Source organism: Leisingera sp. NJS204, from assembly GCF_004123675.1.
GTDB lineage: Bacteria > Pseudomonadota > Alphaproteobacteria > Rhodobacterales > Rhodobacteraceae > Leisingera.
In genome coordinates this window covers 840409-866992 of sequence record NZ_CP035417.1, presented here as the reverse complement: position 1 = coordinate 866992, position 26584 = coordinate 840409, and the positions used below count along the sequence as shown (strand labels likewise).

Annotated in this window: 27 protein-coding genes and 1 pseudogene; 22 read left to right on the top strand and 6 right to left on the bottom strand. The window is 62.8% G+C overall.

All coding sequences use genetic code 11. The features are described 5' to 3' along the window. Positions 1-109 precede the first annotated feature (109 nt). Together ETW24_RS04400 and ETW24_RS04395 are read right to left on the bottom strand one after the other, a co-directional pair. Positions 110-1399 carry a glutamine synthetase family protein gene (locus ETW24_RS04400; RefSeq protein ID WP_129369931.1) on the bottom strand — a complete coding sequence of 430 codons (1290 nt, stop codon included), beginning with the start codon at positions 1397-1399 and terminating at the stop codon, positions 110-112. Positions 1400-1507: 108 nt separating this feature from the next. After that, positions 1508-2767 (bottom strand): cytochrome P450, encoded by a 1260-nt coding sequence (locus tag ETW24_RS04395; protein ID WP_129369930.1) that lies wholly within the window; start codon positions 2765-2767, stop codon positions 1508-1510. Positions 2768-2847: 80 nt separating this feature from the next. On the opposite strand from ETW24_RS04395, the gene ETW24_RS04390 reads away from it, so the two are divergent. Beyond that, entirely contained in the window at positions 2848-3558 is a 711-nt protein-coding gene (locus ETW24_RS04390; protein WP_129369929.1) for a type 1 glutamine amidotransferase, read from the top strand. 106 nt (positions 3559-3664) lie between these two features. On the opposite strand, the gene ETW24_RS04385 is transcribed toward ETW24_RS04390, so the two are convergent. Both ETW24_RS04385 and ETW24_RS04380 read right to left on the bottom strand, forming a co-directional pair. Further along, complete coding sequence (locus ETW24_RS04385; RefSeq protein ID WP_129369928.1) at positions 3665-4315, bottom strand: GntR family transcriptional regulator; 651 nt, start codon at positions 4313-4315, stop codon at positions 3665-3667. A 132-nt stretch (positions 4316-4447) separates the two neighbouring features. Then, the gene (locus tag ETW24_RS04380) at positions 4448-6073 is read right to left on the bottom strand and encodes a sulfatase-like hydrolase/transferase (RefSeq protein ID WP_129369927.1); all 1626 of its coding nucleotides are present in this window, start codon (positions 6071-6073) and stop codon (positions 4448-4450) included. Between the two features lie 127 nt (positions 6074-6200). Here ETW24_RS04380 and ETW24_RS04375 point away from each other — a divergent pair, with 127 nt between their 5' ends. The 21 genes and pseudogenes from ETW24_RS04375 (at position 6201) to ETW24_RS04275 (ending at position 24083) form a co-directional block, all read left to right on the top strand. Then, entirely contained in the window at positions 6201-6731 is a 531-nt protein-coding gene (locus tag ETW24_RS04375; RefSeq protein WP_129369926.1) for a GNAT family N-acetyltransferase, read from the top strand. 174 nt (positions 6732-6905) lie between these two features. Next, positions 6906-8108 carry a 3-oxoadipyl-CoA thiolase gene (pcaF, locus tag ETW24_RS04370; RefSeq protein WP_129369925.1) on the top strand — a complete coding sequence of 401 codons (1203 nt, stop codon included), beginning with the start codon at positions 6906-6908 and terminating at the stop codon, positions 8106-8108. Positions 8109-8131: 23 nt separating this feature from the next. After that, positions 8132-9109 (top strand): 1,2-phenylacetyl-CoA epoxidase subunit PaaA, encoded by a 978-nt coding sequence (paaA, locus tag ETW24_RS04365; protein ID WP_129369924.1) that lies wholly within the window; start codon positions 8132-8134, stop codon positions 9107-9109. 73 nt (positions 9110-9182) lie between these two features. Then, a complete protein-coding gene (gene paaB, locus ETW24_RS04360; RefSeq protein ID WP_014879084.1) occupies positions 9183-9467 on the top strand; it encodes a 1,2-phenylacetyl-CoA epoxidase subunit PaaB in 285 nt (94 codons plus the stop codon). Then, entirely contained in the window at positions 9467-10240 is a 774-nt protein-coding gene (gene paaC / locus ETW24_RS04355) for a 1,2-phenylacetyl-CoA epoxidase subunit PaaC (RefSeq protein ID WP_129369923.1), read from the top strand. Before paaB ends, paaC begins: the two co-directional genes overlap by 1 nt. 122 nt (positions 10241-10362) lie before the next feature. Then, positions 10363-10836 (top strand): 1,2-phenylacetyl-CoA epoxidase subunit PaaD, encoded by a 474-nt coding sequence (gene paaD / locus ETW24_RS04350; protein WP_129369922.1) that lies wholly within the window; start codon positions 10363-10365, stop codon positions 10834-10836. Between the two features lie 10 nt (positions 10837-10846). Beyond that, positions 10847-11920 (top strand): 2Fe-2S iron-sulfur cluster-binding protein, encoded by a 1074-nt coding sequence (locus tag ETW24_RS04345; RefSeq protein WP_129369921.1) that lies wholly within the window; start codon positions 10847-10849, stop codon positions 11918-11920. Between the two features lie 24 nt (positions 11921-11944). After that, positions 11945-12706: a Phenylacetic acid catabolic protein gene (locus ETW24_RS04340; protein WP_129369920.1), complete on the top strand. Its 762-nt coding sequence runs from the start codon at positions 11945-11947 to the stop codon at positions 12704-12706. A gap of 342 nt (positions 12707-13048) precedes the next feature. Continuing rightward, positions 13049-13912: pseudogene (locus ETW24_RS04335) on the top strand (branched-chain amino acid aminotransferase). Between the two features lie 313 nt (positions 13913-14225). Next, positions 14226-14681 carry a universal stress protein gene (locus ETW24_RS04330; RefSeq protein ID WP_129369919.1) on the top strand — a complete coding sequence of 152 codons (456 nt, stop codon included), beginning with the start codon at positions 14226-14228 and terminating at the stop codon, positions 14679-14681. A 23-nt stretch (positions 14682-14704) separates the two neighbouring features. Continuing rightward, the gene (locus ETW24_RS04325; protein WP_129369918.1) at positions 14705-15304 is read left to right on the top strand and encodes a 2-hydroxychromene-2-carboxylate isomerase; all 600 of its coding nucleotides are present in this window, start codon (positions 14705-14707) and stop codon (positions 15302-15304) included. A 69-nt stretch (positions 15305-15373) separates the two neighbouring features. Continuing rightward, on the top strand, positions 15374-15940 hold the full coding sequence (locus tag ETW24_RS04320) for a NifU family protein (protein WP_129369917.1): 567 nt from the start codon (positions 15374-15376) through the stop codon (positions 15938-15940). A gap of 21 nt (positions 15941-15961) precedes the next feature. Further along, on the top strand, positions 15962-16558 hold the full coding sequence (tsaB, locus tag ETW24_RS04315) for a tRNA (adenosine(37)-N6)-threonylcarbamoyltransferase complex dimerization subunit type 1 TsaB (RefSeq protein WP_129369916.1): 597 nt from the start codon (positions 15962-15964) through the stop codon (positions 16556-16558). Further along, positions 16551-16976: a GNAT family N-acetyltransferase gene (locus ETW24_RS04310; protein ID WP_237455265.1), complete on the top strand. Its 426-nt coding sequence runs from the start codon at positions 16551-16553 to the stop codon at positions 16974-16976. The genes tsaB and ETW24_RS04310 overlap by 8 nt, the downstream gene beginning before the upstream one ends. 155 nt (positions 16977-17131) lie before the next feature. Further along, positions 17132-18127 (top strand): BMP family lipoprotein, encoded by a 996-nt coding sequence (locus tag ETW24_RS04305; RefSeq protein ID WP_129369915.1) that lies wholly within the window; start codon positions 17132-17134, stop codon positions 18125-18127. A 17-nt stretch (positions 18128-18144) separates the two neighbouring features. Further along, positions 18145-18498 carry a nuclear transport factor 2 family protein gene (locus ETW24_RS04300; protein ID WP_129369914.1) on the top strand — a complete coding sequence of 118 codons (354 nt, stop codon included), beginning with the start codon at positions 18145-18147 and terminating at the stop codon, positions 18496-18498. Next, complete coding sequence (locus ETW24_RS04295; protein ID WP_129369913.1) at positions 18495-20024, top strand: ABC transporter ATP-binding protein; 1530 nt, start codon at positions 18495-18497, stop codon at positions 20022-20024. The genes ETW24_RS04300 and ETW24_RS04295 overlap by 4 nt, the downstream gene beginning before the upstream one ends. Continuing rightward, on the top strand, positions 20025-21119 hold the full coding sequence (locus ETW24_RS04290) for an ABC transporter permease (protein ID WP_129369912.1): 1095 nt from the start codon (positions 20025-20027) through the stop codon (positions 21117-21119). Beyond that, entirely contained in the window at positions 21119-22084 is a 966-nt protein-coding gene (locus tag ETW24_RS04285; protein ID WP_129369911.1) for an ABC transporter permease, read from the top strand. The genes ETW24_RS04290 and ETW24_RS04285 overlap by 1 nt, the downstream gene beginning before the upstream one ends. Positions 22085-22371: 287 nt before the next feature. After that, positions 22372-23295 carry a sulfite exporter TauE/SafE family protein gene (locus tag ETW24_RS04280; RefSeq protein WP_129369910.1) on the top strand — a complete coding sequence of 308 codons (924 nt, stop codon included), beginning with the start codon at positions 22372-22374 and terminating at the stop codon, positions 23293-23295. 2 nt (positions 23296-23297) lie between these two features. Next, positions 23298-24083 carry a TIGR02186 family protein gene (locus tag ETW24_RS04275; RefSeq protein ID WP_129369909.1) on the top strand — a complete coding sequence of 262 codons (786 nt, stop codon included), beginning with the start codon at positions 23298-23300 and terminating at the stop codon, positions 24081-24083. A 178-nt stretch (positions 24084-24261) separates the two neighbouring features. On the opposite strand, the gene ETW24_RS04270 is transcribed toward ETW24_RS04275, so the two are convergent. Together ETW24_RS04270 and ETW24_RS04265 are read right to left on the bottom strand one after the other, a co-directional pair. Further along, entirely contained in the window at positions 24262-24999 is a 738-nt protein-coding gene (locus ETW24_RS04270; protein ID WP_129369908.1) for an SDR family oxidoreductase, read from the bottom strand. Beyond that, on the bottom strand, positions 24996-26534 hold the full coding sequence (locus tag ETW24_RS04265; RefSeq protein ID WP_129369907.1) for an ATP-dependent DNA helicase: 1539 nt from the start codon (positions 26532-26534) through the stop codon (positions 24996-24998). The genes ETW24_RS04270 and ETW24_RS04265 overlap by 4 nt, the downstream gene beginning before the upstream one ends. Between the last annotated feature and the right edge of the window lie 50 nt (positions 26535-26584).

Here is a 26584-nt window from a genome sequence, read left to right as displayed (position 1 = left end):
GCCTTCGGCAGCGCCGCTGACGCGGCGCGGTGGCGTGATACGGAAACGGGCGCAGCTGCCGCAGCCGCGCCCGTTTCCATGTCCCTTGCAGGGAGCCCTTTCGCGAATATCAGATAAAATGCACGTAGAAATCACGCATGCCGTCGCCTTCCAGGTCACGGGTCTTGCGCACTTCCTTGCGTTTCATGAAGACGTGGTTGGCGACCAGTTCCGGCCCGACAGCCTCTGCCAGAACGGTGTCCTTCTCCAGATCACTCACGGCCCCTTTCAGATCAGCCGCCGTGCCGTCGCGTGCGTCAGTCCGGTCAAAGCCGTCACCAGTTTCCATCGGCGGCAGCTGATGGCTGTTCTCCACCCCCAACCGTGCAGCATGAAGCACAGCCGCCACCGCAGTATAGGGATTGGCCGAAGCATCCGCCATCCGGTGCTCCAGCCGCGCTTTAGCGCCGCCCTCGGAGCTGATCCGCGTGGTCACATTGCGATGATCGCCGCCCCAGTTCCTCCAATACCCTGACAGCGATCCCGGCTGCAGCCGCATATAGCTGTTGGCGGTTGGCGCAATCAGCCCCGCCAGCCCCTTGTGGTGATGCAACAGCCCCGCCAGGCAGCGGCGCGCCAGGTCATTCATATGCTCCGGTCCGCCCCGCGGCCCCGCAGACAGCGCATTGCCGCCCGCCTCATCATTAAAAGAGAAGTTGATATGCATGCCCGAACCGCCGGCCTCAGCCACTGGTTTCGGCATAAAGGTCAGGACAATGCCGTATTCCAGCGCCACTTCCCGCGCCATCAGCCGGAACAGTACAATGTCATCCACAGCCTTCACCGCGTCATCAAAGGTCAGCGTGTATTCGAACTGCGGACTGTCGAATTCGGCGGTGATCATGTCGAGCGAAAACCCCATGTCATCCGCCATCGCCCAGATCCGGTCATTGAACCGCAACGGATCGGCAAACGGCCCGGTACCGTAAACCACCCCGCCCGGCGCATCATAGGGCATCAGCCGCCCGCGATCATCCGCCTGCAGGGCAAAGGCCTCCAGCTCGATCCCAACCTTCGGTTTCAGCCCATGCTTCTGCCAATCCGCGACCGCCCGCTTCAGCGCCCAGCGCGGGCACAGCGGCAGCGGTTGACCCTCATCATCATACAAATCCCCCAGCACCACCTTGGTCGAGGCATGCCAGCTGTCGCGGATATCGTCATGCAGCCATTTCAGCTCCATGTCCGGCAGGCCCTGTTTCACCATCGCGCCCGGCGCATCCAGCAGGTCCCTGTCGTAATGGGTGCCAAACACCGACCGGCAGAACCGGGTCGAGTCATCGCCGATCTTGGAATTCGGCAGGTATTTCCCCCGCATGATGCTGAGGTGATCGCAAAACATCGCGCGCAGGCGGGTCTTCATGGCTCAAGGTCCTTCGCTGTTGGTCAGTCTTCGCATCGCTTCCCGTACCGTGTTACTTAACATATTTAGCGGTTTTTGCGGAGTCTTTCCTGTGCTACAGCCCATTTGCTAGGCAGCCTTCACCCGTACCGGCAGCGTCTTGATTCCGCCGACAAAGTTCGAGCGCAGGAACTTGTGCGGCCCCGCCGCCTCGATATGGGTGATCCGTTTGGCCAATTCCTGGAACAGCACCGTCACCTCCAGCCGCGCCAGCCACATACCCAGGCAGACATGCGGGCCGAACTGGCCAAACGACAAATGGCGGTTCGGGTTGCGGTGCAGATTCACGTGAAATGGATCTTCGAAATACCCTTCATCCCGGTTCGCCGAAGCAAACCAATACAGCACCTTGTCGCCTTGCCGGATGGTCTTGCCATGCATCTCCACATCCCGCGTCGCGGTGCGGCGGAAATACAGCGCAGGCGTGGCCCAGCGGATGATCTCATCTGCCGCGGTCTCCCATACCGCGCCGCCCGCCTGCATCTGCGCCAGCAGCTCCGGCTGATGGCACATCGCCTGGATCCCGGCGGCAATCGAATAGCGGGTGGTGTCATTGCCCGCTGCGACCAGCAGGCAGAAGAAATTGCGGAACTCGGTTTCAGTAATGACCGAACCATCCTTGGCCGGCTCCAGGATCAGGTTCAGCACGCCGGATGTATCCCCCTTGCGCGCTTTCGCCTCCATCAGCTCTTTGGCATAGACGTACAACTCCGCTCCGGCGGGGGAATTGAAGGGCATCATCCGGAACTCATCCGTCTGCATCTTGTCCAGCACATGCGAGGTGAAATCCGGATCGGTATTGGCAATCAGCGCATCGCCCTTTTCCACCAGCCACGGCAGGTCCGCCTCCGGCAGGCCCACCACCCGGCCCAGCATCCGCATCGGCAGCTGCCGGGCAATCTCCTTGGTGGCGTCGAACTCCCCCTTGGCCAGCGCCTGATCCAGAATCTCCGCACAAAGGCCGCGGATATCCTGTTCATACTGCGCCATGGTGGTTTTTGAGAACGCCTTCAGCAGCTTCATCCGCACCTTGGAATGATCCGGCGGATCGGTTTCCTGAAAGGTGCGCCGCGCCAGGTATTCCTCGTAGGACTGATCCTCCATCCGGATCCCGCGGGCAGAGGAAAACACTTCGGTGTTCTTGTTCATCACCGTGATGTCTTCATAGCGGGTGACCGACCAGAAATTCGCACCACCTGCATATTCGGTCCAGTGCAGCGGATCCTCGCGCCGCAGCCGCGCAAAGGTATTGTGCGGCGCACCATCGGCAAAGGCATCATGGCTGCTCAGATCCGCATAGCCGTCATCGGTGGGGGTCCAAACTGTCATTGCGGGCTTCCCTAGCTTGCTTACGTATGTATATTAATAATGATCGTAAATATGTAAATGATAATCTTGCGAGCACTCTCATGCACTTGGCCATCCTGATGACCAACACCGACGATAGCGAATTTGCCCAAAGGCATCCAAAGGACGGGGAAAAGTTCACCGATCTGATCCGGATAGCCCGGCCAGGCTGGCGTACTTCGGTGTTTGCCGTGAAAGACGGAGATTTCCCGCAGGATCTGTTTGAATTCGACGGCGCCATGATCACCGGCAGCCCGGCCTCGGTCCGCTCCGGCACGCCTTGGGTGGTACAGCTGCTGGACTTGATCCGCGACGCCCATGCCCGGAAATTCCCGCTGTTCGGCGCCTGCTTCGGCCATCAGGCCATCGCGCTGGCCCTTGGCGGCGGCCTGGATCTCAACCCTGACGGCTGGGTGCACGGGCTGACCCGCAACAAATTGCTGAACCGCCCGGACTGGGCTGCACCGTTGCCGGATGAGGTGAAGCTTTACGGCTCCCACTGCGAATGCGTCCGCAAGCTGCCAATGGGTGCCGCCGCATTCAGCGCAAGCGGCGGTGGCAACACAGGCTTCACCCTGGGTAGCCATATCTTTACAACCCAGCACCACCCGGAAATGACGCATGACTTCATTACCGCGCTGACCAAAGAAATGCAGCAGACCCTCGGCCCCGAAGCATACGCCCGCGCGCTGGACAGCCTAGCCGGGTGCTCAGACCAGCAAGCCTTTGCCGAAAGCCTCGCCCGCTTCTTCGAGCAGGCCCTGCAACCCTGACCCTGCAGCTTCTTTCTGGTTAAAAATACCCCCTCCCGCTGCCCGGCAGCCGGCTTTGCCGCCGAGAGGGGAGGCACAGGGCCGCAAGGCCCCGTTCACCGCAGTCTCAGCCCAGCGCGGCCAGCAGATCCATCACCGTGACCTGATCGAATTGAACATGGGATATCATCGCCGCCTCTGCTTCCTCACGGTCATGGGCAGTGATCAGCACAGCAATCTCCCGGTGTTCCTTGGCGGATTGGGCAATGGCGCCGGGATAACGGTAGCGCGCCCGGTAATAGGCCATCAGTTTGCGCGCATTGGTCTTGATCATCTCGACCAGAAAGGGGTTGCCCGACCCTTCGGCCACACAGGCATGAAACCGCAGGTTCAGCTGGTAATAGCCCGCCGGATCACCGTCGCCCTTTTCCGCTGCATGCTTTTCACATGCCGCAACCGCCGCCTCCAGCTCCCTGGCCTGGACCGGAGACAGCCGCCGTGCCGCCAGTGCCGCCGCCTGGCCCTCCAGCCGGGCATGGACTTCCAGAATTGCCAGAAACTCCTCCAGCGTCGGCTTGAACAGCACCGCCCCCTTGCGCGGCAGCCGTTTGATCAGCCCGATTGCTTCCAGCTGGATAAAGGCCTCCCGCACCGGCGTGCGGGAAACACCGTGACGGTCCACCAGCTCGCTCTCCTCCAGCGGCGCGCCGGGCACCAGCCGACCCGCCTCGATGTCCTGAAGGATTGCGTTCAGAACCTGCTCTGTCTGACCTGCCATTGCGCCGCCCTTGATGCGTTTGCGGCCTATTTATGCCTGCGTTCCTTGCAAGGCAACGCGCAAAGGGGGGGCCTGCCCCCGCCCTGCGGGCTCCCCCGGAGTATTTGTGCAAAGATGAAAAGCCCGGGGCGGTTATTGCGGCACCGGCCCGCGGTATTTCTCTGTCAGCTCCGGCGCCGCCTCATCCGCCTCATAGACCCCCAGAAGGATGCCCTTGCGCCCTGACTTGCCCCGGCGCGCCTTGATCTGCGCATCCGACAGGGTGATCCGCTGCGACATCCTGAGGCCCCATTCCAGCAGCCGGTCATACATCAGATCAATGACCTCCTGATGCGCGTCACCCTTGGCCAGATCCACAAGTTCTTCCGGGTCGCATTCCATGTCGAACAGCATCGGCCGCAGCCCGCCTTCGGCATGCATGAACTTCCAGCGCTTGTCCGCCACCATGAACAGCCGCGCATCCTTGGGCTCCAGCCCCAGCTTTTCGCACAGCGGCATGGTGGAATAGTCGAACTCGGCAATTGCATAACCCCGCCAGGCCGGGGTTTCACCGCGCAGGAACGGCATCAGCGAGCGCCCCTCCAGGATATGCGGCGCCGGATCGCCGCCCGCCGCCTCCAGGAAAGTCGGCAACAGGTCGATCGCCTCGACCAGTTCATCGCAGGTTGTTCCACGTGCAGCATCAGCCTCCGCGCACGGGTCATAGATGACCAGCGGCACCTTGATGGAGGGGTCATGGAACAGGTTCTTTTCGCCCAGCCAATGATCGCCCAGATAATCGCCATGGTCCGAGGTCACTACAATCATCGTGTCCTGCATCCGGCCGGTATCTTGCAGCCAGGCAAACAAACGGCCCATCTGGTCGTCGGCCTGTTTGATCAGCCCCATATAGGCGGGGATCACCTTGTTTCGCACCTCGTCCCGGCTGAAGGTCTTGCCGATCGGGTTGTTCATCATGCCCTCAAACACCGGATGCGCCGCGTCGCGTTCCGCGTCCGAGCGCACAGCTGGCTGCACATGCTCCGCCCCGTACATATTGTGATACGGCGCCGGCACGATATAGGGCCAATGCGGCTTGATATAGCTGAGATGCGCGCACCAAGGGCCGTCGGCCTGATCGATGAACGCCATCGCCTGAGTTGTCAGCCAAGGGGTTTCACTGTCTTCCTCGGCGATATTGGCAGGCTTATCCGCATTTGCCATGAACCAGCCCGAGGCGATCTCCTTGCCTTCGGCGCCGGCATTGGCAAAGTCTTTCCAGGGGTTTTGGCCGGGGTAGCCTTTTTCCTTCAGGTACTCATTATAAGGGCTGCGTTTCTGGTCATAGAATCCATCCGGCCCTTCCGCCCACAGCCCGTCATCCCGCACCCACGGGTCGAACCCGCATTCCGACTGGCGCACACCGATCACGCTGTCCGGCGCCAGCCCCAGCCGCTGCATCCCTTCGGCGTCCGCCACCATATGCGTCTTACCGATCAGGTGGCAGCCCATGCCCGCCTTGCGCAGGTGGTCGCCCATGGTCCACTCCCCCACCCGCAAGGGGTAGCTGTTGAACTGCACCCCGTGGCTGGAAGGGTAGCGCCCGGTATAGCTCGACATCCGCGACGAGCCGCAGGTGGGCGATTGCACATAGGCGCGGGTGAACCGCACGCCCTTGGCCGCCAGCCCATCAATGTGGGGCGTGTGCAGATGCGGATGGCCAGCGCAGCTTAGATAATCGAACCGCAGCTGGTCGAACATGATGTAGAGGATGTTCATCGGCGCCTCCCGGTAAGTTCCGGGATTATTGAACACGTGAAGCAAAATGGCGAGGATGAATTACCTCAACAGCCAAGCCCCCGCGGCGCACTCCCTGCCCGCAGTTTTTCCAGAGGCAAGACACAACATGAACGATACACCCGATCCCGGAACCATCCGCGCAGCCCGGAGCGAAGACGCCTCCTGTCTGGCGGCGCTCTCCATCGAAGTGTGGATTGGCACATATTTGCGCCAAGGCATCAGCAGTATCTTTGCGGACTATGCGCTTGGCCAATTCACCCGCGAACACTTTCTTGATCTTGTGAACCAACCTGCAGAAACGCTGCTTGTTTCAGAAAACAGGGAAGGAATAGACGGCTACATCCGGGTGTCACATGGCAACCCGTGCCCAGGCGGCAGCAGCTCAGAAACTGAGATCTCCACGCTTTACGTGCAGCCCCGGCACCAGGGTAAGGGCCTGGGACAGTCCCTGCTTGCTGCAGGGATCGAGGCGTGCCGCACCAACGGCTGGGACGCCCCGTGGCTGGCCACCAACTCAGAAAACAAAGGCGCCATCGCCTTCTATCTCAGCCGCGGCTTTAAGAAATCGGGCCTCACTCATTTTCAGGTTCAGGACAGACGCTGCCCCAACGACGTCCTGCACTGCATTGATTTTTAAAACCGGATCACAGCGCATGTATCGGCGAAGGATTGAAATCTGCGAGACTCGTTACACAATTTCAGATCCTGGAATTTTTCCGTTACATTTAACTTGCCGCGAATCATCTTCCAGCGTATCACCGACCCAACGGTCGGCTTATCCCTGCCGCCGCCACAGGAGACGCGAACACCCATGGATGCTTTCATCTGCGATGCCACCCGCACCCCGATCGGCCGCTACGGCGGCGCGCTGAGCCAGGTGCGGACCGATGACCTTGCTGCTCTGCCGATTGCCGCCCTGGCGGCTCGCAACCCGGATGCGGACTGGGGTTCCTTGGATGACGTGATCCTGGGCGACGCCAACCAGGCCGGCGAAAGCAACCGCAACGTGGCCCGCATGGCCGCCCTGCTAGCAGGCCTGCCTGCCACCGTGCCCGGCACCACCATCAACCGGCTTTGCGCCTCCGGCATGGACGCGGTCGGCATGGCGTCGCGCGGTATCAAGGCGGGCGACTATGACATGGCCATCGCCGGCGGTGTTGAAAGCATGAGCCGCGCGCCCTTTGTGATGCCCAAGGCAACCTCCGCCTTCACCCGCGATAATGCGGTTTATGACACCACCATCGGCTGGCGCTTCGTGAACAAGAAGATGCACGAGATGTACGGCACCGATTCCATGCCGCAGACTGCCGACAACGTCGCGGCGGATTATGGCATTTCCCGCGAAGATCAGGACGCATTTGCCGCCCGCAGCCAGGCCCGCTGGGCCGCAGCACATGAGGCAGGCATTTTCAGCGGCGAGATCACCCCGGTGACAATCCCCCAGCGCAAAGGTGATCCGCTGGTGGTGGACACCGACGAACACCCCCGCCCCGGCACTTCGGCTGAAAAGCTGTCAAGCCTGAAGGGCGTCAACGGACCGGACAAGACTGTGACGGCCGGCAATGCCTCCGGCGTCAACGACGGCGCTGCGGCGATCCTGATGGCGAATGAGGCTGCCGCTGCCAAAAACGGCCTGAAGCCCATGGCCCGCATCGTTGGCATGGCCGCTGCCGGGGTTGAGCCGCGCATCATGGGCATCGGCCCGGTGCCCGCCACCCGCAAGGTTCTGGCCCGCACCGGCCTGACCATCGACCAGATGGACGTGATCGAACTGAACGAGGCCTTCGCCGCGCAGGGGCTTGCGACGCTGCGCGAACTTGGCGTTGCCGACGACGCGCCCCATGTTAATCCCAATGGCGGTGCAATTGCACTGGGCCACCCGCTTGGCATGTCCGGCGCCCGGCTGGTGCTGACCGCTGCCTATCAATTGCAACGCACCGGCGGGCGCTATGCGCTTTGCACCATGTGCGTCGGCGTCGGACAGGGCACCGCCCTGATCCTGGAACGCGTGTAACAAACCCAAGGGAGGTCCCAGACATGTATGCTCAGATGGTCAAATCCGAAGCGACCCAGGACGATCCGGAAAAGCTGGCCGCCTTTCAGGCGCGCATCGACGCGGGCGAGAAGATCGAGCCCAAGGACTGGATGCCCGAAGGCTACCGCAAGACGCTGATCCGCCAGATCGGCCAGCACGCGCATTCCGAAATCGTCGGCCAGCTGCCCGAGGGCAACTGGATCACCCGCGCGCCGACGCTGGAACGCAAGGCGATCCTGCTGGCCAAGGTGCAGGATGAGGCCGGGCATGGCCTGTACTTGTATTGTGCGGCGGAAACGCTGGGCGTGTCCCGCGACGAGATGACCGAAATGCTGCTGGACGGCCGCATGAAGTATTCCTCGATCTTCAACTATCCGACACTGAACTGGGCCGACATCGGCGCGGTGGGCTGGCTGGTCGATGGGGCCGCAATCATGAACCAGGTGCCGCTGCAGCGAACCTCCTTCGGCCCCTATTCCCGCGCGATGATCCGCGTCTGCAAGGAAGAAAGCTTCCACCAGCGCCAGGGCTATGACGCCATCCGCCAGATGGCCGAGGGCACGCAGGCGCAAAAGAAAATGGCCCAGGATGCTCTGAACCGCCTCTGGTATCCGTCGCTGATGATGTTCGGACCGTCCGACAAGGACTCGGTCCATTCCGCCCAGTCGATGGCCTGGAAGATCAAGATGAACACCAACGACGAGCTGCGCCAGAAGTTCGTCGACCAGACTGTGCCGCAGGCCGAATACCTTGGCCTCACCGTCCCCGACCCGGACCTGAAGTGGAACGAGGAACGCGGCCATTATGACTACACCGACCCGGACTGGTCCGAGTTTTTTGACGTGATCAAGGGCAACGGCCCCTGCAACGTGGATCGCCTTGCCGCCCGCAACAAGGCCTGGGACGACGGCGCCTGGGTCCGCGACGGACTGTTGGCGCATGCTAAAAAGAAGGCCGCGCAAAAGCACGCTGCCGAATAACCCCAAGCATTCCGGCGCTCTGCCCGTTCTTGAACACTGCGGCGGCGCCCCCTCAGCCAAGAGGATTTAAGACATGAAAAACGAATGGCCCCTCTGGGAAGTCTTCATCCGCGGCCAGCACGGGATGAGCCACCGCCACGTCGGCTCCCTGCACGCGCCGGACGCCGAAATGGCGATCAAGAACGCCCGCGACGTCTATACCCGCCGCAATGAGGGCGTGTCGATCTGGGTGGTGGAAGCCAACCACATCGCCGCGTCGTCTCCCAGCGACAAGGGCCCGCTTTATGAGCCGTCCGAGTCCAAGGTCTACCGCCACCCGACCTTCTTCGACATCCCCGAAGAAGTGGGGGCAATGTAATGACCGCCCCGCTTAACAAGGACGAGGCGTTCACCCAGTTTCTGCTGCGGATGGGCGATAACACCCTGATCCTCGGCCACCGGGTCAGCGAATGGTGCGGCCATGCGCCGGTGCTGGAAGAAGACATTGCACTGGCCAACACCGCGCTGGACATGATCGGCCAGACCCAGATGTGGCTCGGCCTCGCGGCTGAGGTACAAGGTGACGGCAAATCTGCCGACGACCTGGCCTTCCTGCGTGACGCCTGGGATTTCCGCAACGTGCTGCTGGTGGAGGTGCCGAACGGCGACTTCGGCCGCACCCTGATGCGCCAGTTCCTGTTTGACGCCTGGCACTCGATCCAGCTGGGCCGGCTGATGAAATCCTCGGACGAACGCGTTGCCGCGATTGCTGAGAAGGCTTCGAAAGAGGTGGCCTATCACCTGGAACGTTCCGCCGATACCGTGGTGGGCCTGGGCGACGGTACTGAGGAAAGCCACCGGCGCATGCAGGAAGCGCTGGACTATTTGTGGCCTTATGTGGGCGAGATGTTCCAGTCCGACGATGTGGACGCCGAAATGGTCAAAGCGGGCATCGCACCCGATCCGGCCTCCCTGCGCGAGGAATATGACGCGCTGGTCTCCCGCATCCTGGGCGACGCAACGCTCGCCGTCCCGGACAGCCGTTTCGCCCACAAGGGCGGGCGCACCGGTGCCATGCACACGGAACATCTGGGCCATCTGCTGACCCAGATGCAATGGCTGCAGCGCGCCTATCCCGGCGCCAAGTGGTAAGGCCACAGCCAAAGAACTGAGGGCGCCCCCCGGCCTCGGGTGGGGGTGAAGCCCCCTCCCGTGGGGGAGGTCGGGGGCTGCCCGGCCTATCGTCCGGGCGGTGCATAGCAAGGATAAACCGCATGAGCCAAGTGACAACTCAGCCAAGCATCAACCAGATCTGGGAGTGGCTCGACGCCGTGCCGGATCCGGAAATCCCGGTGATCTCGCTGGTGGATCTGGGCATCATCCGCGATGTGGCCTGGGAAGGGGAAACCCTCGTGGTCAGCGTCACCCCGACCTACTCCGGCTGCCCGGCAACTACTGTGATCGCCTTGGATATCGAAACCGCCCTGCGGGACCGCGGCATCACCGATCTGAAACTGAAGACCCAAATATCCCCCGCCTGGACCACCGATTGGCTGTCCGAGAAAGGCCGCGCCAAGCTGGAGGATTACGGCATCGCCCCGCCCCAGGCCGCAGGCGGCCCGGAAAAATGCCCCAACTGCGGCAGTACAGAAGTCACCAAAGTCAGCCAGTTCGGCTCGACTCCCTGCAAGGCCCACTGGCGCTGCCAGGACTGCCTAGAACCCTTTGATTATTTCAAGTGCATCTGAGGAGACCCTGATGGCGCGCTTTCACGACCTTGAAGTCACCGACGTCCGAAAAACCATCCGCGATGCGGTGGTCGTCACCCTGAAGCCCGCAGGCGGCGCCGCGGAGACGTTCAATTTCACCCAAGGCCAGTATCTGACCTTCCGGCGCGACTTTGACGGCGAGGAGTTGCGCCGCAGCTACTCGATCTGTGCCGGCCGTGACGAAGGCATCCTGCAGGTCGGCATCAAACGCGTCGACGGCGGCGCCTTCTCAACCTGGGCCAATACTGATCTGCAAGCAGGTGACACCCTGCAGGCGATGGCGCCGATGGGCAGTTTCTTCACCCCGCTTAATGAGGCGGCCGAGAAGCACTATCTGGGCTTTGCCGGCGGTTCCGGCATCACCCCGGTTCTGTCGATCCTTAAGACCACGCTGGCGGCAGAGCCGAACGCCTCCTTCACACTGGTCTACGCCAACAAGGGTGTGAACACGATCATGTTCCGCGAGGAGCTGGAGGATCTGAAAAACCTCTACATGGGCCGCTTCAACGTGATCCATGTGCTGGAAACGGACGCCCAGGAGATCGACCTGTTCACCGGTCTGGTGACCGAGGAGAAATGCGCCCAGCTGTTTGAGCGTTGGATAGATATCAAATCGGTCGGCACCGCCTTCATCTGCGGCCCGGAACCGATGATGCTGGGCATCGCCGCCGCGCTGCGCACTGCCGGTCTGGACGACAGCCAGATCAAGTTTGAGCTGTTCGCCTCTGCCCAGCCGGGCCGCGCCAAACGCAAGGCCGCCGCAAGTGATGCTGCCAGCAGCGCCAATCAGACCAAGGCTGCGATTACCCTGGACGGCGCGACCCAGACCATCGACATGGGCAAGGACATGACCCTGCTGGATGCAGCGCTGGAGAACGCAATGGATGCGCCCTACGCCTGCAAGGCCGGCGTCTGCTCCACCTGCCGCTGCAAGGTGCTGGAGGGCGAGGTCGAGATGGTCGCCAACCATGCGTTGGAGGATTACGAAGTAGAGAAGGGCTATGTGCTGTCCTGCCAGGCCTATCCGGTCACTGACAACGTCGTGGTCGATTACGACCAGTAACGCCTGCCCAAGGGAGAACGGATCATGACTGATGACATGAGTATTGAGAACTACTTGGCTCAGGGCGGCGTGCTCAGCAACCCTTCCAACGTGCCGCCGCGCTACCGCGCCGAGCTGATGAAGATGATGGCAACCTTTGTCGACAGCGAACTGGCAGGGGCCGCCGGCTTTGCCGACATCATCAACGAAGGTCCGGGCATCAAGGCGCGCATCGCCGCCGCCAGGATCGTGCTGGAGAAAAACGACAGCGCCGAAAAAGTCCTGCGCATCATGGGCGACTTCGGCGCGGATATTGAGCGTTATGCCGACCACCACCCCTGGACCGCCCGGCTGGAACGCGGCGCGGATATCGGCCAGAGCCGGACCAAGCACGACATGCGGCTTGCCGTGTTCAACTACCCGCTGGAAGGCTGGGCCGATGCGGTGATGATGAACCTCTTGATGGGCCGTGCGGTGGCACTGCAGCTGGAGGAGCTGTCCCATGTCTCCTACCAGCCGCTGGCCGAAGCCTTCCGCGCCATTCTGCCCGTCGAGGCGCACCATGCTGAACTGGCCGAAGAAGGCCTGATGGTGCTGGTGGAGGCGCAAGGTGCCGATGCCCTGCAGGAGCTGGCAGATTACTGGTGGCCGCGGGTCGCCGCAAGCTTTGGCCAGGAGGCCTCGGAGAAGTTCGAAGGGCTCAAGGCCATGGGGCTGCGCCGCACCCCGAATGCCGGGCTGAAAGCCCGATGGCAGCAGGACGCCGGGGCCATTCTTGACAAGGCCGGGCTGAAACCGGCTGCGTAGCAAACCGGAGCCAGGCACTCCCGTCCGGGCCTGCACGCATCAAGATGCGCTTGCCCGGTTGGGCCGGGAGCGCCTTGCGGCGCGCAGGACCCTGCCGGCAGCACAGGTAAAAGCTGATCAGGTCAGCATTACTGTCCGAATGTTTCGCGCGCGAAACAAATGGGCAGCAATACTGACCTGCAAGACGCCACCTCAGGTCCGCGACGAACGCCGCACAAAGCACTGAAAAACATGACACTTACGCATCTCAAGGCCGCTCTTTCAGCCATCTGGAACGCAAGCCTGCCTGAACGGCCGCGCCAACTTTGCCTGGGTTTCGCCGCGTGAAGCGAGAGCGATGAAATGGCCGCGGGCAGCACCATCCGGACTTGTTTCGAAGGCAAATGGCATGATGGCAACCTGGCGGTGTTGCGGGCCGAGGATCATGCGATGTGGCTGGGATCTTCGGTGTTTGACGGCGCCCGGCTCTTTGACGGGGCGACCCCGGATCTGGACCTGCACTGCGCCCGCACCAATGCTTCGGCCCAGGCGCTGATGATAACACCAACGCTTTCGGCAGAGCAGATGGTGGAGGTCGTCCGCGAAGGGCTGGAGGCGTTTGCGCCAGGTGCTACGGTCTAAATCCGGCCCATGTACTAGGCGGCCGGCGGGGATGAAACCCTGATCGCCCCCAAGGCGGACAGCACCTGCTTTGCGGTCAGTCTGGAGGAAATCGCGATGGCGCCGGGAGCTGCTGCGGCAACGCTCACCCGCACCCGCTTCCGCCGTCCCGTCCTGGAAAACGCGGTGGTGAATGCCAAGGCCGGCTGCCTGTACCCCAACAACGCCCGGATGCTGCGGGAGGCACGCAGCAAAGGGTCCTCCAATGCGCTGGCGCTGGATGCGATGGGCAATGCGGCGGAAACCGCGACCAGCAATGTCTTCATGGTGTGCGATGGCGAGGTGTTCACTCCGATCCCAAACGGCACGTTTCTGGCCGGCATCACCCGTGCCCGCCACATCGGCCACATGCGCGCAGACGGTATCAAGGTACATGAGTGCGTGCTAGGCTATCAGGACTTCGAAGAGGCCGACGAGGTCTGTCTCTCCGGCAATATGAGCAAGATCACCCCAGTCACCGCCTTTGACGGGTGCCAGTATCAGATCGGCCCCGTGGCCAAGCGGGTACGCGAAATGTACTGGGACTGGGCGTCCGGCCAGCGATAACGTTCTGCGCGCACCGCTGCTGGCGGAGGCTCCCGTCCGCCTGCGACCTTTTTTGCAAAAGCCCGTGAAGCGGTTGGGCATTGCACCGTGCCTGCGCACGGTGCCGCGCCGCGCATCTGCGCGGCGCCCGGCCCAATGCCGCCAAGGGGGTTCCGGCACAGCCGGAAAATCCTGCGGGAGCGGGAGCGCCCCTTCAAGCCTGACTGGCGGTATGCCTAGAGCCAGATGAACGCAACGGCCAAGCAGTTGTGGCTCTATTGCCTGATGCGCCTGCTTGGTTCATGATCCGCGGCGGAACAACGAGAGAGCGAAGATGCGCAAATTCCTAGTGGTCCTGGATGACAGCCGCGAATGCCTGAACGCAATGCGCTTTGCCGCGATGCGGGCAGCGCATACCGGCGCGGGCGTGACCATCCTGTCAGTCATCCCGCCCGACGAGTTCAACCACTGGATCGGTGTCGGCGAAGTGATGCGGGAAGAGGCGCGCGAGCGGATCCACGCCCATTTCGAAGTCTTTGCCAAATGGATGCGCGACCGCCAAAGCGTCGACCCCGATCTGGTGATCCGCGAAGGCGAACCGGTGCCCGAAATTCTGAAGTACATTGAGGACGACGCGGAAATCGGCGTGCTTGTTCTAGGTGCCGGCACCGGGCGCAAAGGACCGGGACCGCTGGTCACTCAGCTGACCAAAACATCCGGCGCCCTGCCGGTGCCGATCACGATTGTGCCGGGCGATCTGTCGAAAGAAAAGCTGGAAGCCATCACCTGACAGTCTTTTGGGGGGCAAAGCCAATGGAACGCAGTGTCGCTTTCTGGTTCGAATTTGCCTCCACCTACTCCTATCTCAGCGCAATGAGGATCAGCAGCGCCGCCAAAGCGCGCGGCATTGCTGTTATCTGGAGGCCGTTTCTGCTGGGTCCTATCTTTGCCGCCCAGGGCTGGGACACGTCGCCGTTCAACCTCTATCCGGCCAAAGGGCGCTATATGTGGCGCGACATGCAGCGGATCTGCGCAGCCCGCGGCCTGCCCTTTTGCCACCCGGATCCGTTTCCGCAAAACGGGCTGATGGCCGCACGGCTGGCGCTGGCCGCATCGGAACAGGACCGGATCCAAGCCTTTGCCCAGTCCGTGTATCTGGCCCAGTTCGGCGACGGGGCCGATATCTCCGCTGAACCCATTCTGCTGGACTGTTTGCACAAAGCTGGACTGGATGCGAACCTGCTGGACCGCGCGCAATCGCCTGAAATCAAATCGGCACTGCGCGCACAGACCGAAGCGGCCAGTGTCGCAGGCATTTTCGGCGCGCCCAGCTTCACCAGCGGCACAGAACTGTTCTGGGGCGACGACCGGCTGGAACAGGCTTTGGATCACGCCGCAGCCCGAACGATTTAGAATAGTTCCAAATCTTGACTTGGCGGGCCGCAGAGCGCATATCGGGGGCACGCTTAACGGAGACCCGACATGTTCATTCAGACTGAATCCACGCCCAACCCGGCGACGCTGAAATTCCTGCCGGGCCAGACCGTTCTGGAAGCAGGCACCGCTGATTTCCCCAGTGCTGATGCCGCTGGCAAATCGCCGCTGGCCTCCCGTATCTTTGCGGTAGACGGCGTGACCGGTGTGTTTTTCGGCAACGACTTTGTGACCGTGACCAAGGCGGACAGCATTGAGTGGGATCATATCAAACCCGCCATCCTGGGCGCGGTGATGGAACATTACCAGTCCGGCCAGCCGGTGATGGCGGACGGCTCTGCCGACCCGGCCTCGGGCCATGCCGAACATTCCGGCGAGGACGCAGAGATCGTCAACCAGATCAAGGAGCTGCTGGACAGCCGCGTGCGCCCGGCGGTGGCCCAGGACGGCGGCGACATCACCTTCCACGGCTTTGACCGCGGTGTGGTCTATCTGCATATGCAGGGCGCCTGCGCCGGCTGCCCGTCTTCGACCCTGACACTGAAGATGGGCATCGAGAACCTGCTGCGCCATTACATCCCGGAAGTCACCGAGGTGCGCCCGGTTGCTGTCTGATTGGCTGCGAAAGGACAAACCATGACGTCCGAACCACTGGTTCTGGGTTTTGACACATCGGCCGCGCATTGTGCGGCCGCTTTGCTGCGCGGCGACGCAGTGCTGGCCTCCCGGCTTGAGGAAATGACCCGCGGCCAGGCTGAGCGGCTGATGCTGCTGCTGGAGGAGGTGCTGGCCGAAGGCGGCGCCGTCTGGCAGGATCTGGATGCGATTGGTGTTGGCATCGGCCCCGGCAATTTCACCGGCATCCGCATCGCCGTTTCCGCCGCCCGCGGCCTGGCGCTGGGGCTGGAGGTGCCGACGGTGGGCGTCGATGGGTTTGAGGCCCGCGCCGCCGAGGGCACCCTGCCCGCCGTGCCCGCTCCGCGCGATCAGGTCTATGCCGCCTTGCCCGGCGAAGCACCGCGTCTGATGCCGCGCCAGGAGGCTGAAGATGCCGCCCGCGGTGCCGGGCTGGCCTTTGCGCCCGTGGCAAGCCCGGCAGGGATTGCCGAAGCTGTTGCGCGCATTGCCGCTGCACGGTTCCGCACCGTGACTGATCCGCCTGCACCGCTGTACCTGCGTGCTGCAGATGCGGCGCCGTCCAGTGATGTTCCGCCTGCGCTGATTGATGAGTGAACCGCTGACACCAAAGAAGATGGCCGCGACCCATGCCGCGGCCTTTACCCGGTCCCGCCCGTGGCGCGCTGCTGAATTCGCCTCCCTGCTGGACAGCCCGCTGGTTTTCGCCGCCGGTGATGCGCGCTGTTTTGCCCTGGTTCGGGTAATTGCGGATGAGGCGGAACTGCTGACAATTGCCACCGATCCCGCGCATCAGCGCCAGGGATTGGCGCGGCGCTGCATGGCCGAGTGGGAATCAGCCGTCCGGGATCGCGGGGCCGCCGAAGCCTTCCTTGAGGTGGCCGAGGACAATGCCCCGGCGCAGGCACTGTACCGGGCCGGCGGATTCGCGGAGTGCGGCCGCCGGAAGGGCTACTACCTCCGCCAGGGTGCCGCCGCAGCGGACGCGATCCTGATGCGTAAAGCGTTACCTTAGGCCAGTTGCGCGGATTCCGCACCATTTGGTCAAAAAGCGGTTGACCCCCTCCCCGACCTGCAGGCTAAATTGCCGCACCCTTTAAGGCCTGAACGGGGCCGGGCAGCGGAGAACCCCCGCTGCATCCAACAATAATGACAGTGGGAGTTAACCTGATGACCCTGATGAAATCGCTGATGGGCGCAGCCGCGTCGCTGGCCCTGACCGCAGGCGCCGCACTGGCCGAGCCTGCGCTGATCTTCGACCTGGGCGGCAAGTTCGACAAAAGCTTTAACGAGGCAGCACACGGCGGCGCCCAGCGCTGGGCCGCGGAAACCGGCGAAAGCTACCGCGAGATCGAGCTGCAGTCCGAAGCCCAGCGCGAACAGGCGCTGCGCCGCTTTGCCGAGGCCGGCGCCAACCCGATCGTGATGGTGGGTTTTGCCTTTGCCGATGCCCTGGGCCAGGTGGCAGCCGATTACCCGGACACCAAATTCACCATCATCGACATGGTGGTTGAGGGCGACAATGTGCGCTCGGTTGTGTTCAACGAGCACGAAGGTTCCTATCTGGTTGGCATGATGGCGGCGATGGCGTCGAAATCGAACACCGTCGGCTTTATCGGCGGCATGGACATCCCGCTGATCCGCAAATTCGCCTGCGGCTATGCCGAAGGGGTCAAGGCCGCCAATCCGGACGCCAATGTGATTTCCAACATGACCGGCACCACCCCGGCGGCCTGGAACGACCCGGTCAAAGGCTCAGAGCTGACCAAGGCGCAGATCAGCCAAGGCGCTGACGTGGTCTATGCCGCGGCAGGCGGCACTGGCGTCGGCGTGCTGCAGACCGCGGCCGATGAAGGCATTCTGTCGATCGGCGTGGACAGCAACCAGAACCACCTGCATCCGGGCAAAGTGCTGACCTCGATGACCAAGAAGGTCGGCAACGCCGTGTTTGAGGCCTTCACCGACGGCGCGGACATGGAGACCGGCTTCTCTGTCATGGGCCTGTCCAATGGCGGTGTCGGCTATGCCATGGACGAGCACAACGCCTCCCTGGTCTCGGCTGAGATGCAGTCCGCCGTGGATGAAGCTGCCGCCAAGATCGCCTCGGGCGAGATCAAGGTGCACGATTACATGGCGGATGACAGCTGCCCCGCGCTGAGCTTCTAAAGAGAAAGCCCCAGGCCATGACGGATTCACTTCACACTCTGTTTGCGGCCTGGGGCGACCCAACGCCTGAAGGCCGCGCTTCAAAAACGGACGCGGCCATCGGGCCTCGTTTTTACTACTCCGATCCCAACTCTCCTGCCCCAATCGAAGGGCGCGATGCCTATCTGGAATATGTTGCGCAGTTCAGCGCGATGATGCCCGGTGCCGCGGCCAAGGTGGTTGCCGTCTCGGAACACCACGGCCACGTGCGCGCCACGGTGGATTTCGAAAAGGATGGCAAGCGCATGGTGCGCGGCCAGTATTTTGCTGATCTTGAAGACGGCAAAGTGGTGCGGCTGATCGGGTTTACAGGCATGGGAGAGCCCGATTGACCGCCCCCGCCATTGAACTCAAAGGTATCTCCAAGGCCTTTGGCCCGGTCCAGGCGAACAAGGACATCTCGATCAGCGTCGCCCCCGGAACCATTCACGGGATCATCGGGGAAAACGGCGCCGGCAAATCAACGCTGATGTCGATCCTCTATGGGTTTTACAAGGCCGACAAAGGCGAGGTCTGGATCAAGGGGCAGCGGACTGCGATCCCCGACAGCCAGGCGGCGATTGCTGCCGGCATCGGCATGGTGTTCCAGCATTTCAAACTGGTGGAGAACTTCACCGTTCTGGAGAACATCGTGCTGGGCGCCGAGGACAGCGGCATGCTGATGCCCTCTCTGCGCCGCGCCCGCAAGGAGCTGAAGGCGCTGGAGGAGGAGTATGAGCTGTTTGTGGACCCCGACGCCCGCATCGACGAGATCGGCGTCGGCATGCAGCAGCGTGTCGAAATCCTCAAGGCGCTGTACCGCAAGGCCGAGATCCTGATCCTGGACGAGCCGACTGGCGTTCTGACGCCATCCGAGGCAGATCAGCTGTTCCGCATCCTTGACCGGCTGCGCGCCGAAGGCAAAACCATCATCCTGATCACCCACAAGTTGCGGGAGATTATGGAGTATACCGACACGGTGTCAGTGATGCGGCGCGGCCAGATGACAGCCACCGTCAAAACGGCTGAAACCAGCCCCGAACACCTGGCCGAGCTGATGGTCGGCCGCAAGGTGCTGCTGCGGGTGGATAAGGTGCCCGCCCGGCCCGGGGCGCCGATCCTTGAGATTGAAAACCTGCGGGTGGTGGATGAAGCCGGCGTTGAACGCGTCAAGGGTATCAACCTGACGGTGCGCGCAGGCGAGATTGTCGGCATCGCAGGGGTTGCCGGCAATGGCCAGTCGGAGCTGCTGGAGGTTCTGGGCGGCATGCGCGCGGGCAGCGGCAGCATCAAACTGCATGGCACCACTTTGCCGCTTCAAGGCCATGGCGCGGATGCACGTGCGCGGCGGGACGCCCATATCGGCCATGTGCCGGAGGACCGCCAGCGCGAGGGCCTCATCATGGACTTCCACGCTTGGGAAAACGTGGCCTTTGGCTATCACCGCGATCCGGCCTACAAAAACGGACTGCTGTTGGATAATGCCGCCCTGCGGGCGGATACCGAAGCCAAGATGGAAAAGTTCGACGTGCGCCCGCCGGATCCCTGGCTGGCCGCCAAAAGCTTTTCCGGCGGCAACCAGCAGAAAATCGTCGTCGCGCGCGAGATTGAGCGCAACCCGGAGCTTTTGCTGATCGGCCAGCCGACCCGCGGCGTCGATATCGGCGCCATTGAATTCATTCACAAGCAGATCGTGGCCTTGCGCGATCAGGGCAAGGCGATCCTGCTGGTCTCGGTCGAGCTGGAGGAAATCCTGTCGCTGGCGGACCGGGTTGCGGTGATGTTTGACGGCATGATCATGGGGGAACGCCCCGCCGATCAGACCGACGAAAAAGAGCTGGGCCTGTTGATGGCCGGTGTCGCGGGGGAGGCCGCGTAAATGGAAAAGATGCCGAAATGGGCCGATGTGGTCCTGATCCCGCTGATCAGTCTGTTGCTGGCCGCGATCCTGTCAGCCCTGGTGATCCTCGGGATTGGCGAAGACCCGGTCGCCGCGGTCAAACTGATGGTCGATGGCGCCCTGGGGTCCACCTATGGCTGGGGCTACACGCTCTATTATGCCACCAACTTCATGTTCACCGGCCTTGCGGTGGCGGTTGCTGCCCATGCAGGCCTGTTCAACATCGGCGGCGAGGGCCAGGCGATGCTGGGCGGGCTTGGCGTGGCGCTGGTCTGCCTGCTGATCCCCTGGCCGCATTGGTCGCTGGCGCTGGTCTTTGCCGCCCTCGGCGCCGGGATTTTCGGCGCCGCCTGGGCTGCGATCCCTGCCTATCTGCAGGCCAAGCGCGGCAGCCATATCGTGATCACCACCATCATGTTCAACTTCATTGCAGCAGCGGTGCTGAACTATGTGCTGGTCAATGTGCTGCGCCCCCAAGGCTCGATGGATCCGGCCACCGCGCGGTTTCCCGAAGCTGTGCATCTGCCGTCTTTGCATGAGCTGCTGGCCCCGGTCGGCATCAGCTTTTCCAAATCGGCACCGGCCAATGTCAGCCTGCTGGTTGCCGTCGGTGCCTGCCTGTTTATCTGGCTGCTGATCTGGCGCACGCCGCTGGGCTATGAAATCCGCTCGCTTGGCAAATCGGAACCGGGCGCGCGCTATGCCGGCATTTCTTCGGTGCGCACTGTCATGATCGCGATGCTGATCTCCGGCGCGATGGCCGGCATGATGGCGGTCAACAATGTGATGGGCGAGGCTGAACGGCTGGTGCTGAATGCCACAGAAGGCGCCGGTTTCATCGGCATCGCGGTGGCACTGATGGGCCGCAACCATCCGTTCGGCGTATTCCTGGCGGCGATCCTGTTCGGGTTCCTGTACCAGGGCGGCGCCGAGCTGGCGCTCTGGACCTCGATCCCGCGTGAGCTGATTGTGGTGATCCAGGCCTTGGTGATCCTGTTCACTGGCGCTTTGGACAACATGGTTCGGATGCCGCTTGAAAAGATCTTCCTGGCGGCGCGGAAGGGGCGGAGCTGATGGATTTCCTGACGATCATCCAACTGCTGGATTCCACCGTCCGCCTGGCGACGCCGCTGCTGCTGGCCTGCCTCGCGGGCCTCTTTTCCGAACGCGCAGGCATTTTTGACATCGGCCTGGAAGGCAAGATGCTGATGGCAGCCTTCTTTTCCGCCGCTGTCGCTGCCGTCACCGGCAATGTCTGGCTGGGGCTGCTGGCCGGTATCGGATCCTCGCTGGTGCTGGCGGGCCTGCACGGGGTGGCGTCGATCACCTTCCGCGGCAACCAGCTGATTTCCGGCGTGGCCATCAACTTCCTCGCGGCAGGCATGACCGTGCTGATCGCACAGGACTGGTTCCAGCAGGGCGGCCGCACACCGTCGCTGATCAGCGGCGGCCGGTTTGGCCCGGTCTCCTTGCCTTTTGCCGACAGCCTGTCCGGCGTGCCGGGACTGGGACCGGTCTATTCCGAGCTGCTATCGGGGCATTCAATCCTGGTCTACATCGCCTTTCTGGCGGTGCCTGCCACCTGGTGGGTGCTGTTCCGCACCCGCTTTGGACTGCGCCTGCGTGCGGTGGGGGAAAACCCGGCGGCGGTAGATACCGCCGGCGTCTCGGTTGTTGGCCTGCGATACGCGGCAGTGATGATCTGCGGCCTGTTGTGCGGCATTGCCGGTGCTTATCTGGCCACCGCCCTGCAGGCAGGTTTTGTCAAGGACATGACAGCGGGGCGCGGGTTCATCGCGCTTGCGGCGCTGATCTTCGCCAAGTGGCGGCCCTGGCACGCGATGGGCGCCTGCCTGCTGTTCGGCCTTTTGCAGGCCGTCGCGCTGCGGTTCCAAAACATCGAACTGGGCGGCATCACCATTCCGGTGCAGGCGATGGACGCACTGCCTTATGTGCTGACGGTGGTGATTCTTGCAGGTTTTGTCGGCAAGGCGATTCCGCCCCGCGCTGGCGGCGAGCCTTACGTCAAGGAGCGTTAAGCCCTGCGTCTGCCCTGCTGAAACACCCGGCCCCGCGCCGGGCGTTTCCTTTTCTGCCCCTCAGAGGCGTCACAGCAGGCCCCCGTTGCTCCGCACGCAGTGCGGTGCCCGGCCCAAGGCCGCCAAGGGGATTGGCGCAGCCATCTCCTGCGGGCGCGGGAGCGTCCCGCCTGTCCCCGTTCCGCAAACCCAGCGATAAGTCCAGTTTGATGCGTCAAATCAGTCCTGCACGCTGCAGAGCGGCATAGATCATTGATTTCTGAACGAACTGCGGTTTAACAAGGACCATGCAGATATACCTTCCCATAGCTGAGGTCTCGGTCAATGCCTTCCTTCTCCTGGGCCTCGGGGGAATGGTCGGGGTTCTCTCGGGCATGTTCGGAGTCGGCGGCGGCTTTCTGATGACACCGCTGTTGTTTTTCATCGGCATCCCGCCGGCCGTGGCGGTGGCCACGGAAGCGAACCAGATTGTCGCCTCGTCCTTTTCCGGGGTGCTGGCGCATTTCCGAAGGCGCACCGTCGATATCAAGATGGGACTTGTGCTGCAGGCCGGCGGCCTGATGGGCGCGGCGCTTGGGGTGGTGGTGTTCAACTACCTCAAGGCGCTTGGCCAAGTCGATCTGCTGGTCAAGCTTTGCTATGTCGTCTTCCTGGGTGTGGTCGGCGCGTTGATGTTCATCGAAAGCCTGAATGCCATCCGCAAATCCAAGAAAGCGGGCGGCGCGGCCCCTGCAGCACGGCGCCAGCGCAGCTGGGTGCATGCGCTGCCATTCAAGATGCGGTTCCGCACCTCGGGCCTCTATATCTCGGTGATCCCGCCGGTGCTGGTCGGCATCTGCGTCGGCATTCTGGCCGCGATCATGGGGGTCGGCGGTGGTTTCATCATGGTGCCTGCGATGATCTACATCCTCGGCATGCCGACCAAAGTGGTTGTTGGCACCTCGCTGTTCCAGATCATCACGGTCACCGCTTTCACCACCATGCTGCATGCCACCACCAACTATACGGTGGACATCGTTCTGGCAGTGCTGCTGCTGGTCGGCGGCGTGATCGGCGCCCAGATCGGCACCCGCATCGGTGTCTACCTCAAGGCCGAACAGCTGCGCATCCTGCTGGCGCTGATGGTGATCATCGTCTGCGTCAAGCTGGGGCTTGAGCTGCTGCTGCAACCGGCTGAGCTGTACTCGCTTGGCGCTGCGGGAGGCCACTGATCATGCGCAAGCTGCTTATGTCCGCCCTCACAGCTGCCGCCCTGGCACTGCTGCCGCAGTCAGCGGCCCAGGCCGCCAAGGAAGAAGTTGTTCTGGGCCTCAGCCAGGACCGCGTTGCGATCACCGCCACTTTCGATGGTTCGGAGATTCTGATTTTTGGCGCGGTGAAGCGCGAAAGCCCGATCCCGTCGGAGGATCCGCTGGAAGTGATCGTCACAGTGTCCGGCCCTGCCCCGGCAGTCATGGTGCGCCGCAAGGAAAAGAAACTGGGCATCTGGGTCAATGTGGACAGCGTGCTGGTCGACTCGGCCCCGGCTTTCTATGCGGTAGCCACCAGCGCACCGTTTGCCCAGGTGCTGACGGATACCGAAGATCTGCGTTTCCGGGTGTCCATCGAACGGGCCATCCGATCGGTCGGTGCGGCAATGCACATCCGCGGCGCCCAGTCCTTTGCTGACGCGGTGGTGCGCATCCGCGAGGACAACGGGCTCTACTCGCTGCGGGAAAACACTGTCGCAGTGGATGAGCAGACCCTGTTCCGCACCGCCATCGAAATGCCGGCGGACCTGACTGAAGGCGATTACCAGACCCGCATCTTTCTGACCCGCGGCGGCGAGGTTGTGTCCAGTTACGAGACCACAATCGATGTGCGCAAAGTGGGGCTGGAACGGTTCCTGTTTTCGATGTCCCGCGAGCAACCGTTTCTCTATGGCCTGATGGCATTGGCCATTGCGATCGCCTCCGGCTGGGGCGCCTCCGCGGCCTTCAGCCTGCTTCGGAACCGGTAAGAGGGGCCTGCCCCTCTTGGCCGTACGGCCAATTCACCCCGGGGTATTTTGACCAGAAAGAAGCCCCCTGGTCCTTCTTTGCGGAAGTACTCCCGCCGGAGGCGCGCAGCGCGCCAGCGCAGCGCCACGCCCGACGGGAGCGGCGCATATCCAATGCGCCGGTGACGGGCGGGAGACATCAGCCGCGGCCGATATAGGGCATCTTGGCCGCCATCACCGTCATGAACTGAACATTCGCCTCCAGCGGCAAACTTGCCATATGCAGCACTGAGTTTGCTGCATCCTCCACCGCAAATGTATGCATCGGTTCGGCACCAGGGTTGGCGACGGCGTGACGCTGGCTCAGGTCTTCGACCATCGGGGTCCTGGTGTTGCCGATATCGATCTGGCCGCAGGCGATATCAAAGGGGCGGCCGTCCAGTGACAGGCTTTTGGTGAGGCCGGTGATCGCTGCCTTGGTGGCCGCATAAGGCGCCGAATGGGGCCGCGGGACATGGGCGGCGATTGAGCCGTTGTTGATGATCCGCCCGCCCTGCGGCGATTGCTGCCGCATCTGTCGGAAACACGCTCGGGCGGTCAGGTACATGCCTGTGAGGTTCACATTGACGGAGGCAAACCAGTCTTCCAACGGGATTTCATCAATGGTGCCGGGCGGGGTGAAGATGCCAGCGTTGTTGAACAGAACGTCCAGCCGCCCCGCCGCCATGGCAAAGCTGTTCACCGCATGATCCACAGCCGCCGGGTCGGTCACATCCGCTGGCAGCACATGGGCGCCCGTGCGGCCCTGTGCCACCTGCTGCAGCTTGTCCGCGCGGCGCGCCAGCAGGCCAACCTGCCAGCCTTCCGTCAGGAACAGTTCTGCGACGGCACGGCCGATGCCTGAGCTGGCGCCGGTGATCAGGATGGATTTGCTCATGCCGGGGTATTCTCCTGCGTCTCCAGCGTCAGCGCGGCGGCTGGCACCGCCTTCAGGTCATCCACCTGCAATGGGCCCGACGGTTTGGCCAATCGGTTGCGCACCACCCAGATCAGCCGCTCCTGCGCCCGGGTGATCGCCACATAGGCGAGGCGCTTCCACAGCGGCTGGCCTGCTTCGACCCGGCCCATGCGGGCGGCGGCATAGATATCCGGGGCAAACACCTGAGTGGTGTCCCATTGCGAGCCTTGCGCCTTGTGGATGGTCACCGCCGCACCATGCAGGAAAGTGGCGCCCATGCGGGCGGCGTAGGGGATGAACGGCTCTTCCTCGTCCGGCTTTTCGATTTTCACGATAGAGGCCGCAGAGACCTGCGGATCCTCGGCCCCCATCACATGCAAGCGGGAGAATCCGGGTTTACGGCCGGCGCCGAGAAAGATCACCTGGGCGCCCTTGATCAGCCCGCGGGCCTCCAGATCCAAGCGTTTCTTGCGGTGTTTCATCGGCAGTTCGATACCGTCGCAAATCAATGGCTCTCCGGCGATCAGCGCATCCTCCGGAGCGCCGTGGACATTCCGGAAGGCATTGATCAGCCGGATTCTTGTGTTGTTACGCCATACCAGCACCGGTGAGCGCGCCATCAGGTCAACCTCAACCCGCTGGCCCCAAACCACACGGTCGTCGCGCCGGGCGGTGTCTTCGATCATCCGCTCAAAATCCTCGAACCGCAGCTCCGGGTCGGCCAATGCGTGGGCAAGATCCAGGATCGGATTGCCAGCCTCTTGCCGGTGGATGCGGTTCAGGATCAGGCGCTGCGGCTCCGGCAGCGTATCAAACACCATTGAGCCTGACTGATTGACCGGGGCCAGCTGCGCCGGGTCGCCAAACAGCACCAGATTGGGGAAAATCTCCTTCAGGTCCTCGAACTGGCGGTCGTCCAGCATCGAGGCTTCGTCGACAAAGCCGATGTCCAGTGGCTCCTCACGCCGTTTCCAGCCGGTGATGAAGTCCGAGCCGCGCAGGCCCGCGGCCGCCAGGGCGCCGGGGATCGATTTGTTTTTCTCAAAGAACGCAGCCGCGCGGGCCAGGGCTTCCTCGGTCAGCCCTTCAATCTCGGGCTTGTCCCCCTGCCCCGCCAGCCATTCAGCGATGCGTTCGTATTCCGGGTCATAGACCGGTGTGTAAAGAATGCGGTGAATGGTGGTCGCGGGCACGCCGCGCAGGCGCAGCACGCTGGCGGCCTTGTTGGTTGGCGCCAGGATCGCCAGGGTGCGGCGGTCGTCGCTCTTCTTGCGGCTTTCATAGTCGCCGGAGACGACCTCGACCCCGGCCTGCTCCAGCGCCTTGTACAGCTCGGCCAGCAGCAGCGTCTTGCCCGATCCAGCCTTGCCGATCACTGCCATCACCCCGGCGTCGCCGCGGGGCGGGTGCAGCAACCCGTCATCAAGATCCACCCCTGCCTTGCGCAGGAGTTCGGTCACGCTGTCAAAAGCGGTGGCCTGGTCGTCGGAGAACTGTACGGGCAGAGCTGTCATTGCGCGACCCTACAGCCGCGGGACCGGGTCCGCCAGAGGATCCGGCCCCG

Excerpts from the sequence above, each read along its gene's own strand:
- ETW24_RS04400 (WP_129369931.1), bottom strand. The coding sequence starts at position 1,399 with ATGAAGACCCGCCTGCGCGCGATGTTTTGCGATCACCTCAGCATCATG.
- ETW24_RS04395 (WP_129369930.1), bottom strand. The coding sequence starts at position 2,767 with ATGACAGTTTGGACCCCCACCGATGACGGCTATGCGGATCTGAGCAGC.
- ETW24_RS04390 (WP_129369929.1), top strand. The coding sequence starts at position 2,848 with ATGCACTTGGCCATCCTGATGACCAACACCGACGATAGCGAATTTGCC.
- ETW24_RS04385 (WP_129369928.1), bottom strand. The coding sequence starts at position 4,315 with ATGGCAGGTCAGACAGAGCAGGTTCTGAACGCAATCCTTCAGGACATC.
- ETW24_RS04380 (WP_129369927.1), bottom strand. The coding sequence starts at position 6,073 with ATGAACATCCTCTACATCATGTTCGACCAGCTGCGGTTCGATTATCTA.
- ETW24_RS04375 (WP_129369926.1), top strand. The coding sequence starts at position 6,201 with ATGAACGATACACCCGATCCCGGAACCATCCGCGCAGCCCGGAGCGAA.
- pcaF (WP_129369925.1), top strand. The coding sequence starts at position 6,906 with ATGGATGCTTTCATCTGCGATGCCACCCGCACCCCGATCGGCCGCTAC.
- paaA (WP_129369924.1), top strand. The coding sequence starts at position 8,132 with ATGTATGCTCAGATGGTCAAATCCGAAGCGACCCAGGACGATCCGGAA.
- paaB (WP_014879084.1), top strand. The coding sequence starts at position 9,183 with ATGAAAAACGAATGGCCCCTCTGGGAAGTCTTCATCCGCGGCCAGCAC.
- paaC (WP_129369923.1), top strand. The coding sequence starts at position 9,467 with ATGACCGCCCCGCTTAACAAGGACGAGGCGTTCACCCAGTTTCTGCTG.
- paaD (WP_129369922.1), top strand. The coding sequence starts at position 10,363 with ATGAGCCAAGTGACAACTCAGCCAAGCATCAACCAGATCTGGGAGTGG.
- ETW24_RS04345 (WP_129369921.1), top strand. The coding sequence starts at position 10,847 with ATGGCGCGCTTTCACGACCTTGAAGTCACCGACGTCCGAAAAACCATC.
- ETW24_RS04340 (WP_129369920.1), top strand. The coding sequence starts at position 11,945 with ATGACTGATGACATGAGTATTGAGAACTACTTGGCTCAGGGCGGCGTG.
- ETW24_RS04330 (WP_129369919.1), top strand. The coding sequence starts at position 14,226 with ATGCGCAAATTCCTAGTGGTCCTGGATGACAGCCGCGAATGCCTGAAC.
- ETW24_RS04325 (WP_129369918.1), top strand. The coding sequence starts at position 14,705 with ATGGAACGCAGTGTCGCTTTCTGGTTCGAATTTGCCTCCACCTACTCC.
- ETW24_RS04320 (WP_129369917.1), top strand. The coding sequence starts at position 15,374 with ATGTTCATTCAGACTGAATCCACGCCCAACCCGGCGACGCTGAAATTC.
- tsaB (WP_129369916.1), top strand. The coding sequence starts at position 15,962 with ATGACGTCCGAACCACTGGTTCTGGGTTTTGACACATCGGCCGCGCAT.
- ETW24_RS04310 (WP_237455265.1), top strand. The coding sequence starts at position 16,551 with ATGAGTGAACCGCTGACACCAAAGAAGATGGCCGCGACCCATGCCGCG.
- ETW24_RS04305 (WP_129369915.1), top strand. The coding sequence starts at position 17,132 with ATGACCCTGATGAAATCGCTGATGGGCGCAGCCGCGTCGCTGGCCCTG.
- ETW24_RS04300 (WP_129369914.1), top strand. The coding sequence starts at position 18,145 with ATGACGGATTCACTTCACACTCTGTTTGCGGCCTGGGGCGACCCAACG.
- ETW24_RS04290 (WP_129369912.1), top strand. The coding sequence starts at position 20,025 with ATGGAAAAGATGCCGAAATGGGCCGATGTGGTCCTGATCCCGCTGATC.
- ETW24_RS04285 (WP_129369911.1), top strand. The coding sequence starts at position 21,119 with ATGGATTTCCTGACGATCATCCAACTGCTGGATTCCACCGTCCGCCTG.
- ETW24_RS04280 (WP_129369910.1), top strand. The coding sequence starts at position 22,372 with ATGCAGATATACCTTCCCATAGCTGAGGTCTCGGTCAATGCCTTCCTT.
- ETW24_RS04275 (WP_129369909.1), top strand. The coding sequence starts at position 23,298 with ATGCGCAAGCTGCTTATGTCCGCCCTCACAGCTGCCGCCCTGGCACTG.
- ETW24_RS04270 (WP_129369908.1), bottom strand. The coding sequence starts at position 24,999 with ATGAGCAAATCCATCCTGATCACCGGCGCCAGCTCAGGCATCGGCCGT.
- ETW24_RS04265 (WP_129369907.1), bottom strand. The coding sequence starts at position 26,534 with ATGACAGCTCTGCCCGTACAGTTCTCCGACGACCAGGCCACCGCTTTT.